The organism is Porphyromonas sp. COT-108 OH1349 (assembly GCF_000768755.1).
GTDB classification, from domain to species: domain Bacteria; phylum Bacteroidota; class Bacteroidia; order Bacteroidales; family Porphyromonadaceae; genus Porphyromonas_A; species Porphyromonas_A canoris.
This window is the reverse complement of sequence record NZ_JRAH01000042.1, coordinates 33,957-45,136: the sequence shown is the minus strand read 5'-3', so window position 1 is coordinate 45,136 and position 11,180 is coordinate 33,957. Positions and strand designations below refer to the sequence as shown.

The 11,180-nt window shown below is 45.3% G+C and carries 9 protein-coding genes; 8 read left to right on the top strand and 1 reads right to left on the bottom strand.

Features of this window, described 5'->3' with window-relative positions; all coding sequences use genetic code 11:
- Nucleotides 1–617, bottom strand: a 617-nt coding sequence (locus tag JT26_RS10000; protein ID WP_200879752.1) for an Ig-like domain-containing protein, incomplete at its 3' end; no start/stop codon positions are given.
- Nucleotides 618–1,259: 642 nt separating this feature from the next.
- On the opposite strand from JT26_RS10000, the gene JT26_RS10325 reads away from it, so the two are divergent.
- From JT26_RS10325 to JT26_RS09960, 8 genes are all read left to right on the top strand, one after another.
- A complete protein-coding gene (locus JT26_RS10325) occupies nt 1,260–3,425 on the top strand; it encodes an LptF/LptG family permease (RefSeq protein WP_052110516.1) in 2,166 nt (721 codons plus the stop codon).
- 50 nt (nt 3,426–3,475) lie between these two features.
- Nucleotides 3,476–4,687: a bifunctional 3,4-dihydroxy-2-butanone-4-phosphate synthase/GTP cyclohydrolase II gene (locus JT26_RS09990; protein WP_036849424.1), complete on the top strand. Its 1,212-nt coding sequence runs from the start codon at nt 3,476–3,478 to the stop codon at nt 4,685–4,687.
- Between the two features lie 97 nt (nt 4,688–4,784).
- Nucleotides 4,785–5,807: an aminotransferase class I/II-fold pyridoxal phosphate-dependent enzyme gene (locus JT26_RS09985; protein WP_036849444.1), complete on the top strand. Its 1,023-nt coding sequence runs from the start codon at nt 4,785–4,787 to the stop codon at nt 5,805–5,807.
- 139 nt (nt 5,808–5,946) lie between these two features.
- Nucleotides 5,947–6,138 carry a 30S ribosomal protein S21 gene (gene rpsU / locus JT26_RS09980; protein ID WP_036788479.1) on the top strand — a complete coding sequence of 64 codons (192 nt, stop codon included), beginning with the start codon at nt 5,947–5,949 and terminating at the stop codon, nt 6,136–6,138.
- Nucleotides 6,139–6,316: 178 nt separating this feature from the next.
- Nucleotides 6,317–6,793, top strand: coding sequence for a cytidine deaminase (gene cdd, locus JT26_RS09975; protein WP_036849421.1), 477 nt, complete (start codon nt 6,317–6,319; stop codon nt 6,791–6,793).
- A 98-nt stretch (nt 6,794–6,891) separates the two neighbouring features.
- Nucleotides 6,892–8,115, top strand: a complete 1,224-nt coding sequence (locus JT26_RS09970) for an L-serine ammonia-lyase (RefSeq protein WP_036849418.1) — start codon at nt 6,892–6,894, stop codon at nt 8,113–8,115.
- Between the two features lie 30 nt (nt 8,116–8,145).
- Nucleotides 8,146–8,790 (top strand): pyridoxamine 5'-phosphate oxidase, encoded by a 645-nt coding sequence (gene pdxH, locus JT26_RS09965; protein WP_036849415.1) that lies wholly within the window; start codon nt 8,146–8,148, stop codon nt 8,788–8,790.
- Between the two features lie 275 nt (nt 8,791–9,065).
- Entirely contained in the window at nt 9,066–11,171 is a 2,106-nt protein-coding gene (locus JT26_RS09960; RefSeq protein WP_081966446.1) for a S9 family peptidase, read from the top strand.
- The last annotated feature ends 9 nt before the right edge of the window (nt 11,172–11,180 follow it).

Here is an 11,180-nt window from a genome sequence, read left to right as displayed (position 1 = left end):
GTTACCCGGCAGGAGGCTGTCTTACCGCCATCCACGGATGTAGCAGTAATGGTGGCACTGCCTTCCTTATGCGTGGTTACCTCTCCGTTGCTGTCAACGGATGCCACCTCCGACTTGTCCGAACTCCACGTTACAGCCTTGTTCGGAACATCCGCAGGTGAGAACGTTACCTGAATCTTGAACTTCTCGCCCTCTACCACGCTCTTTTCCGTGGGAGATACAGCGATGCCTTCCACCACCTTCACCAGGGTTACTTTCACCGCCTGACCGTAAGCCGTACCGGCGGAATTGGTTGCGTACGCACGAGCATGGTAGACCTTGCCCGGAGTAAGGTTGCCGATGCTTACCTTGAAGCTGCCGGTCCCGGAGCCTCCGGAGACTTTATCGTTGGAAATAGTGGGAGACGAACTCATGGCATAGCAGACGCCACGATCCGTAACCGCCGCTCCGCCATCTGCGGAGACATTCCCCTCGCACTCGAAACTTGTTGTGNTTGTGGTGATGTTGGAAACAGAGCCGGTTGCCACCGTGGGAGCTTTTGCAGGCTCTTTGGGATCTTTCTTGCATCCTGCCATGGATAAGGATGCAACCAATAATAGAAATAGTACTTTTTTCATAACAACTCATTTTATTGTTTTCTCATTTAATAATCTAATTGAACAAAACGCATAACAGAGAAATCATATATCGAATACTGAAACAACTTGAGATAAACGCTTATAAAACTTCCTCTGAATAGTTTTGCTGTCTGAAATCATGCCTTGACTGACACAATTCATCGCTTGAGTGCTGCAACTCGCGCCTTGTTCTCGACCAATCAAACCTCAATGTCCGATAATCGCGCCCTGCTTTAGATCTCCGAAAGGGTTCAACCAAAGTTCTAAACCTGTTTGTTCTACTTTCTGAACAGATTCAGACGCAAAAGCCTCCACAAAAAAAAGAGCAGAAAGCGATGCTCCTGCATCTGCTTTCCGCTCTTCTATCGTTTCCTTCAGAAGGATTATCTTCTCCGTCTGCTATTACCTCTTTTTCCCTCGCACCGCCTTGGAGTTACGCTTTGCGCACCATGATGCCTTGCGATCCTACTTCAAAATCCCTGTAAGCCTGCGACAGATCGCCATACAGAGAGTGTCTCGTAACTGCCGGAGAAGGATGGGGTTCATTATCGGTAAATATCCCTATCTTTGCAGATGTCTAAAGCCGGGATAAGGCTTTGGGCAAAGAACGAAACACTCATACACAGACGGCTTACAACATAGATGTTAGGAACAAAAAGGCTTTACGTATATACGCTTCAAAAGTTTTTCCCGCTCTTGGCTATGAACTTTCTCATCGCATGGTTCGTAGTGGTGATGCGGGCTCTTTGGAGTATCGTGGAGGATGTTGTGGGCAAGGGAATAGACGGATTTTTGCTATTCGAACTGATCCTCTATGCTGCCGTATCGGTGGTTCCGCAAGCACTCTTTCTAGCGGTGCTGCTCGCTTCGCTGATGACCTTCGGCAGTCTGGGCGAGAAGCTGGAACTTTTGGCAATAAAGACAGCCGGGATTCCGCTCTATAAGGTAATGCAGCCGGTCTTTGTGGTGGTGGTTCTGCTGGCAATAGGAAGCTATACGTTTCAGAACGACTGGCTGATCAAGAGTCAGGTTAAGTTTTATACCCTTTACTTTTCGGCGAGTAACAAAGCTCCGGAGCTTGAAATCCCAGAAGGTTCGTTTTACAGCCGTATTCCGCGTATGAGCATCTACGTCAAGAAGAAAGATGTCCAGAAAAAGATGCTAAGGGATGTGATCATCTACGATTTTTCGCAAGGACATTCGGATGCACGCATTATTCTGGCGGACTCTGCACGTCTCTTCTCCTATGCAGAGAGCAATAAACTGGTGATGAGACTGTATAGCGGTGAGTCTTTTGAGAATCTCCGAGGACACGCATCCGACCCTTATGGAGAGCTTGTTCCGTATCGTCGGGAAACTTTTGAACAGAAAGATCTTGTCTCTGCATATGATGCCTCTTTTAGCTTGATGGATCAAGACGTGATTTCATCCCAGTTTGTCGGAAAGAATATTCAACAGCTCGGACACTATACGGACTCCATGAGATTTGTGGTGGACTCTCTTCAGGCAGAGGTGGCAACGCTGATGCTCAATAAGTCTTATCTGAAGACATTTGCTTCGGAACGGACCGTGCGTACTCCGAGCCGGGTCTTTGATAAGCCGGAAGAGGGTTCGGACATCATCCAAACGGAAGAAGAGTTTCTTGCCGCTTCTTATGCCGAGGGCTTCAACGAGGACAGCATCGCTGCAGGTTCGGATACAGCTACGGATACGGCTGCTTCGCAAATGGAGCAAGGGGTTGTCTATCCCGAAATGCCTGATCTCAGCGGTACGGACCAGCAGAAAAAAGAGGTCTCGAATGCCTCTGAAAATACCTCGGAGATCGTCTTGGCAAATCCCGAAAACAGATATGCCAAACTTTCGGATGAGGAGAAAGAAACGTTCAATGTATATAAGAAATTAGAGAAGGCAGATCTTGAGAAACGTCTTTTCATAATATCTCAAGCTCGTGAGTCGCTCAGCTCGAACAGAGAGTCCATTGCATTCGATCAGACGATAGTGGAGGATCAGAGCCGTGTGTACAGACGAAATCTAATAGAGTGGCATAAGAAACTGACCATACCTATTGCCTGTATCGTCTTCTTCTTTATCGGGGCCCCGCTTGGTGCGATCATTCGTAAGGGCGGACTCGGTACTCCATCCATCATAGCAGTGCTCTTTTTTATCTTTTACTTTATCATGGATTCCATCGGATACAGAATGGGACGTGACGGAAAGTGGATGGTGTGGTTCGGTATTTGGCTTCCGACAATGGTGTTGATACCGATAGGCATTTGGCTGAGCTACATTGCGACCAAAGACTCTTCCAAACTGAATGTGGATGCGTATATACTCTTTGTTAAGAAGCTATTCGGATCGGCTACGGCTCGTAAGGTAGAGTTCAAAGAAGTTACCATGGTCGATGTGGAGAAGAGCAGAGCTATGGCTGAAATAGATGATCTCGATCGCTTGGTAAAGCAAGAGCAGGAAGCTCCGCTTCTTAGCTATCGGGCTCTCTTCTTGGACAAAGATGCGCAGAAGTCCAGACGAAATCTTGTGATGCGTACAGAGCAGCTTGTGGAGTATTTGGCTAATAGCCGGGATCTGCTGTTGGTATCCAAACTGGCAGAAGTACCCTTGCTCTCGACAATAGCGTTCTTGCCTCAGTCAAGGTTTGGATGGCTCAATAAATTATTGATGATACTTCTTCCTTTGGGGCTAATGGTTTTCGGATATTACTATATACGTACTCGACAACTTCGTAAATCGCTCAAGCAGATGCAGGTAACACTGACATCGCTTCGGGAATATGCCGGTAGAGAAGCGTAAAAACGGACATATAACATATTAAACATATAAATAACTCGGAAAGAAAAGCTATGGAATTCCAACTTGCCAGTGTAGAACAGGCGATTGAAGATATAAAACAGGGTAAAATTGTTATCGTTGTGGATGATGAAGACCGCGAAAATGAAGGCGACTTTGTGATAGCGGCAGAAAAGGTTACTCCTGAAATCATCAACTTTATGATGCGATATGGTCGCGGTGTATTGTGTGCTCCAATATCCGAAACCAGGGCTGCGCAACTTCAGCTCCCTATGCAGGTGCAGGATAATACTTCTCTGCACGAAACCCCATTTACTGTGACGGTGGACTTGATAGGTAAGGGGTGTACCACGGGTGTATCCATGTATGATAGAGCAATGACGATACTGGCTCTTGCCGATCCTGCGACTACACCCAATATGCTTGCAAGACCGGGACATATAAGTCCTCTGAAGGCAAAGGAAAAGGGAGTACTTCGTCGTGCAGGACACACAGAGGCTTCGGTAGATCTCTGTAAACTTGCAGGTCTTGAACCGGTGGCGTGTCTTATAGAAGTGATCAATGATGATGGTACCATGGCTCGTCTGCCACAGTTGATAGAGATCGCCAAGCAGTTTGAGCTCAATATCATTACCATCAAAGATCTTATTCAATATCGTCTCCGCTACGACTCGATAGTGGAGAAAGGAGCCTCCGCCCATCTTCCGACGCTGTATGGAGACTTTACAATAGTCCCATTCAAACAGAAATCAAACGGATTGGAGCATATAGCCATCATCAAGGGAGATATTGCAGACGGAGAGCCGGTGCTGGTTCGTGTTCACTCTTCTTGTGCAACAGGGGATATCTTCGGATCTATGCGCTGTGAGTGTGGAGAACAGCTTCACTCCGCATTAAGAAAGATAGAAGAAGAAGGACGAGGTGTGGTAATCTACTTGAATCAGGAAGGACGTGGAATAGGTCTGATGGCTAAGATAGAAGCCTATAAATTGCAAGAAGAGGGCTTGGATACAGTAGATGCAAATTTACATCTGGGCTTCAATGCTGATGAGAGAGACTATGGAGTGGGAGCAAGTATGCTACATCTGTTGGGTGTACAGAAGATGAGACTCATGTCTAACAATCCCGTAAAGCGCATCGGACTTGAAGCCTACGGGCTCGAAGTAGTAGAGAATGTGCCCATAGAGGTAACGCCCAACAAGTACAACTATCAGTATATGATCACAAAGAAAGAGCGTATGGGACATAACCTTTGCAAATTGTAAAGAGGGCAAAAGCCATTTGGACTTTCTTTCTGTAAATTCTTTGGTAACTTTGTACTTGGAAACGGATATAAATATACCCCACAACACCAGTAAAGATATGAGAACAACAGCTGCAAGACTTGAACAAAAGCAACCGATGGATTTCGGTACCAATGTATGGTATGGAGCCACGTTGGATAAGCTTAAAAGCCATCTGATAGAACAGATAGATATAATATCTTCTTATCCGGAAAGGGATGCCAAGTCGCTTCGTCGTCTGTTGGCCCGTCGCTATGAACTCAAGGATGGAAATCTGATCATTACGGCAGGAACTTTCACTGCTGTTAATGTGATAGCTCGTATATTCGATCGAAAGAAATCTCTCTTTGTTACGCCTTGCGGTGGTAAGCTTATAGAGGGATGCGAGGCAAGTAATCACGAGATAGTTCTTTCGGGTGAGATCAATAGTTTGTCCGAGTTGGACTTTACGGGAATAGATCTCTGCTGGATGGCAAATCCGAACACGGTTTCCGGTAAGCAGTACAGGAGAAAAGATATTTTGGATATGGTGGATAGCCACCCCAATGTAACTTTTATCTTTAATATTACCTATGGAAATTATGTCTTGGACGATCCATTAAAGCCATCGGATATGGGCAAGAGGAGCAATATGATCATGTTCTCTTCTGTATCCAAAAGTTACAATCTACCCGGACTTCGCTTAGCTTATATTGTTGCTCCGGAAGGCATTGGAAAGGTGTTGCAGAAGCAAGTGGCTTCTTATAGTATAAGCACTATTGCACAAGAGGCAGGGAAGTATATTTTTGTGCATCCGGCTCAGTTTGTTATTCCTTTGAGAAAGTGGTTGCGCAATGCGGAGGAGTTTCGCTCTACTCTTGCAGCAATACCGGAGATAGAGGTTTTACCATCAAATACTCCTTACTTCTTGATCAAGCTGAATGTCGGAGACGGAAGAGAACTGGCACGTTTCCTTGCAGAGCATCGCAATATCAATATTCGGACAACGGATGATGTTTGTGGCTTGAGCAATCAGTTTATAGGGGTAAGTACACGCTCCTCTGAAGAAAATAGCCTGCTTGTAGCAGCGATTAATGAATGGATAGCGAGCAAAGTGAAGTAACATAAAAGTAGCTCTTTATTCCCTATCTTGCTTATATGCAAAGTTCTTAGTATCTTTGCACACCAAAGTAGAGCTTGCTCTCCTTTCCATTAAATCAAGTTTGGATACAATAATAAAATAATAGCTATATACACAAATCATGATTGTAGTACAATTGAAAGAGGGCGAGAACATAGAGAAAGCCCTAAAGAAGTTCAAGAGAAAATTTGAACGTACTGGTGCCGTTCGCGAGCTTAGAGCACGTCAGGCTTTTACTAAACCTTCTGTAACTAAGAGAAAACAGATGGAAAAGGCCAGATATGTTCAGAAGCTTAGAAGCGTAGAAGAGTAAGAGAGGCTCTCTTCTTCGTGCGTTTTGCAGTACGAGTATGGGCAATCTTCGGATCCTACTACGTCAGATCAGCTTATAGTATATATTTTTAGAGCAATCCCAAAAGCTACTTTACAACGTGAATTTTTCCGTTGTAAAGTAGCTTTTTCGTATCTTAGAAGTTACAAAAACTTAAGTTATGAATCAGAAACAAATTACTATACCATACTATCTGCGTTCTAATGACAAGTTGTCGGACACGGAGCAGGCTCTTGTAGCTAAAGCCCAAGAGGCTGCGGAAAAAGCTTATGCTCCTTACTCCGGATTTCATGTCGGGGCTGCCGTTCTTCTTTCCAATGGGGCGATTGTTGCCGGATCCAATCAGGAGAATGCAGCTTATCCATCCGGGATATGTGCTGAGCGGACAACTCTCTTCTATGCAAATGCACAATATCCGGATGCTTCCGTAGAGGCCTTGGCTATCATAGCCATTCACGGTGGAGAGGTAGTACCATCCATATCTCCATGTGGAGCATGTAGGCAGGTCATGGTAGAGGTCTCTTATCGCTACAATAAACCGTACAAGGTTATTCTTGCAGGAAAAGATAAAAGTGTTGTCTTGGAAGATAACAGAATGCTTCTCCCTTTTACGTTCTCCGGAGACGACCTTAAATAGTATCTGATATGATTATCAATAATACTTTATTGGTATCTTTGTTCGGTAAAAAAAGTCGTGTGTAGATAAAATTTCTTTCCGGAGTAGAAAAAGTATTTATGGAATCTATCAAACAGATATATAAGATAGGCAATGGCCCATCTTCAAGTCATACCATGGGACCTAAAAGAGCCGCAGAGATCTTCATACAGGATCTGCCTGAGACAGTAGCATCTTTCCGCACAACGTTGTATGGGAGTCTTGCTGCTACGGGTGTTGGTCACATGACAGATGTTGCGGTTCTCGATGTACTGCGTCCTATAGCTCCTACGATCATTGTATGGGAACCTAAGACAGAGTTGGACTTCCATCCCAATGGGATTCGGTTTGAAGCTTTTGATGCAGAAAACATCCTTATCAAGGAGTGGTTGGTTTTTAGTGTAGGCGGTGGTTCTCTTGCCAATGAAGAGTTTGACGAACGGACATCCCAGGAAGTTTATCCGCACAATACTATTACGGAGATTATGGACTATTGTAAGGCCAACAGCCTTCATTATTGGGAGTATGTGGAGAAGTACGAAGGTCCTGAGATCTGGGAGCATTTGGACGAAGTGTGGAAGGTAATGAAGGAGGCAGTGGAAAGAGGGCTTGATGAAGTGGGTATTCTTCCCGGCGGATTGAATCTGCGTCGAAAAGCAGGGGATTATATGATTCGAGCCAAAGGATATGGCAGTAATGTGCAGAGTAGAGGATTGGTTTACTCTTATGCCCTTGCTGTTTCGGAAGAGAATGCAGCGGGAGGCCGTATAGTTACAGCCCCTACTTGTGGTTCTTGTGGTGTATTGCCGGCAGTGCTTTATCACCTATCTACTTCTCGTTCTTTCACTCCAAAGCGTATTCATAGAGCATTGGCTACTGCAGGGTTATTTGGTAACGTTGCACGTACAAATGCTTCTATCTCCGGAGCAGAGGTCGGATGTCAGGGAGAGGTCGGGGTTGCTTGCAGTATGGCGGCGGCAGCAGCGAATCAGCTTTTTGGAGGAACACTCAAACAGATAGAGTATGCCGCAGAGATGGGACTCGAACACCATCTGGGGTTGACATGTGATCCCGTTTGCGGACTTGTACAGATACCTTGTATTGAACGTAATGCTTTTGCAGCTGCTCGTGCTTTGGATGCCAATACTTATGCCAACTTTTCCGATGGTACTCACCGGGTTTCTTTTGATCAGGTCGTTTCCGTCATGAAGCAGACAGGTAAGGATCTTCCCAGTATCTATCGTGAAACATCCGAAGGAGGACTTGCACTTCATGAGCAGAGCATACAAAGCATCACTTGTTAGAACCTTTCTATTTTTAACTAATAATACATTATGAGCTTAGAACTACAGGATATCCGTCGAGACTTCAAGGCCGGAAGTCTTGATAGAAAGGATATGCCGAAAGATCCGCTTGTAAAAGTGGATGAGTGGATAAAGGAGGCCGTTGAAAAGCAAGCAATAGAACCTACGGCGGTAATCGTAACGACGGCAACTCCTGATGGTCATCCTTCTTCCCGGACAGTACTTTTGAAAGAAATCTTGAATGGGAAGTTTATTTTTTACACCAATTATGAGAGCCGAAAAGGGGAGCAAATAGCTGCAAATCCCTATGTGTCGCTTACATTTCTATGGCATCAGTTCGAACGTCAGATACATATAGAGGGCGTCTGCACCAAGGTTCCTTCGGAAGTTTCGGATGCTTACTTCCGTACTCGTCCATATAAGAGCAGAGTCGGAGCTCGTATCTCTCCTCAGAGCAGACCTATACCATCTCGTACATTTATCATGACGGAGTTTATGAAAGAGTCTCTCAAATATACCGGACGAGAAGTTCCAAGACCGGATTCGTGGGGGGGCTATCAAGTTGTTCCACACAGGATAGAGTTTTGGCAAGGGCGTGAGAGTCGTCTGCATGATCGTTTTCTTTACGTACAAGATGAAAGAGGAGAGTGGACATTGGAGCGTATAGCCCCTTAATAGGATAGCGATCGGAGTATTTATATTTTGTCTATTAGGGCTACGATATAGAGTGAAAGCTACACAACAGACGTGTGGCTTTCATTTTTTCTGTGCTCTGCCATAACTGCTTGTTTGGTATGGCAGAGGTTCTTTTGTAGGGCTGATATATTATTAGTACTTTAGCGGAGGAATAAAAAAGAGGTTTTGTTTCATTTCTTTACGAGATCTCTATTTTATGGCTCCTTTTAATTGAGGATTTAAGAATAAGTATAAATAAGCAACAGACATTCTACATGAAAAAAACATTCTTTATGGCATGCCTCTGTGCTGCTATCGGATTCGGGAGCGGATCCGCAACAGCAGCTACTCCCGGTGCTTCTACGGAGAAGAAAGCAATGACTCCGGAAGTTTTACTTTCACTTACTCGTATTTCGGCACCTACACTCTCTCCCAATGGTCAGATGTATCTTTATAGCCGATCCATGCCCAATATCAAGGACAATAAGATTCTTTCCGAAGTGGTATTGGCGCGTCTTGATGGCAAAGGTGCTCCGGAGGTAATTTTAGGTACGGACAAGAAAGCTTCTCAGGCTACATTCTTATCGGATACGGAGATTGCTTATGTTGCAAAGGCGGGAGACTTCTCTCAGATATGGCTCTATCACACAGTAAATAAGACATCCGTACAGCTCTCAAGTTTCGACTTTGATGTTACCGGATTTCTTTTCTCTCCCAATCGTGAAAAGGTTGTGGTGGTAAGAGATGTGGAGTTGCCCAATATAGCAAAAGACAGAAACAAAGACCTTGATAAGATTACCGGAAAGATCTATACTGATCTTATGTATAAGCATTGGGACGAGTGGAAGGTCTCCATACCGAAACCATTTGTTGCGAAGGTAGAAGCCGGCTCCAATAAGATTGCCAGAGATGTCCAACCTGTACTTAGAGCGGATGAGTGGTTCGAGGCTCCTACCAAACCTCATGCCGGAATCGAGCAGTTCGCTTGGTCTAATGAAGGCAAATACTTGGCTTACTCTTGCCGCAAGAAAGTCGGATTGGAGTATGCTGTAAGCACAAATACAGACATCTATCTTTTCGATACAGAGACAGCCACTACGGTAAATCTTTCGGAAGGAATGATGGGCTACGATACCAATCCTATGTTTTCTCCGGATGGTCAGTCCATTGCTTGGGTCAGCATGGAGCGCGATGGTTATGAGGCGGATATTAAGCGTCTGTTTGTGATGGATTTTAAGACCCAGATGAAGAAGCACCATGCTCCCGATTTTGAACACCATGTAGATCAGTTCGTTTGGCTACCCGATGGAAAGAAGATTCGCTTTGTCGCTACCATAGAAGCTCTTACCAATATCTACGAGATAGATCTTGCCACAGACAAGATAGAGGCCATAACCGAAGGCGTACACGATGTAACGGCATTCTCAGGCAATGGTCGTACCTTCGTTACCGGTATTCAGTCTTTCACTCACCCTACGGATCTCTTCCGCGTGGAGCTTCCTGCAAAGAAAACCAAGAAGAATAGAGGATTGGGCAAGCTCACAAAGCTCACCACAGAAAATGATGCCGTGCTTGCCGGTATAGAGATGGCTCAAGTGGAGAAGGTATGGATAGACACTACGGATGGTAAGAAGATGCTCACATGGTTCGTGAAGCCTCCGTTCTTCGATCCTAATAAGAAGTATCCTGCTATTCTTTACTGTCAGGGAGGTCCTCAGAGTACGGTGAGCCAGTTCTGGAGTTATCGTTGGAACCTCAATACATTCTCTTCTTTCGGATATGTCATTGTGGCACCGAACCGCAGAGGCTTACCATCTTTTGGCAAGGAGTGGCTCGAACAGATCAGCGGAGATTATGGTGGTCAGAACATGAAAGACTACCTTGCTGCCATTGACCATGCCGCCACCCTTCCTTATATAGATAAAGATCGTTTGGGATGTACGGGCGCAAGTTACGGCGGATTCTCCACTTATTGGCTTGCCGGACATCACAACAAACGCTTCAAAGCGTTCTTCGCGCACGCCGGTATCTTCAATCTTGAGGCGCAGTATCTCGAAACGGAAGAGAAGTTCTTTGCCAACTGGGATATGGGCGGTCCATACTGGGATAAGAGCAATGCCACCGCACAGAAAACATTTGCCACCTCTCCTCACCGCTTTGTGGGCGAGTGGGACACTCCTATCTTCATCTGTCACGGGGAGTACGACTTCCGCATCCTTGCTTCCCAAGGCATGCAGGCTTTCGATGCCGCACGCATGAGAGGAATACCTACCGAGATGTTGTTGTATCCGGACGAAACACACTGGATATTGAAGCCTCAAAACGGAATGTTGTTCTACAGAAGCTTCCGGTCTTGGTTCGACAGATGGCTTAAGAAGTAATCTCATTGC

Coding starts and splice junctions, on each gene's coding strand:
- JT26_RS10325 (WP_052110516.1), top strand. CDS start 1,260: ATGTTAGGAACAAAAAGGCTTTACGTATATACGCTTCAAAAGTTTTTC.
- JT26_RS09990 (WP_036849424.1), top strand. CDS start 3,476: ATGGAATTCCAACTTGCCAGTGTAGAACAGGCGATTGAAGATATAAAA.
- JT26_RS09985 (WP_036849444.1), top strand. CDS start 4,785: ATGAGAACAACAGCTGCAAGACTTGAACAAAAGCAACCGATGGATTTC.
- rpsU (WP_036788479.1), top strand. CDS start 5,947: ATGATTGTAGTACAATTGAAAGAGGGCGAGAACATAGAGAAAGCCCTA.
- cdd (WP_036849421.1), top strand. CDS start 6,317: ATGAATCAGAAACAAATTACTATACCATACTATCTGCGTTCTAATGAC.
- JT26_RS09970 (WP_036849418.1), top strand. CDS start 6,892: ATGGAATCTATCAAACAGATATATAAGATAGGCAATGGCCCATCTTCA.
- pdxH (WP_036849415.1), top strand. CDS start 8,146: ATGAGCTTAGAACTACAGGATATCCGTCGAGACTTCAAGGCCGGAAGT.
- JT26_RS09960 (WP_081966446.1), top strand. CDS start 9,066: ATGAAAAAAACATTCTTTATGGCATGCCTCTGTGCTGCTATCGGATTC.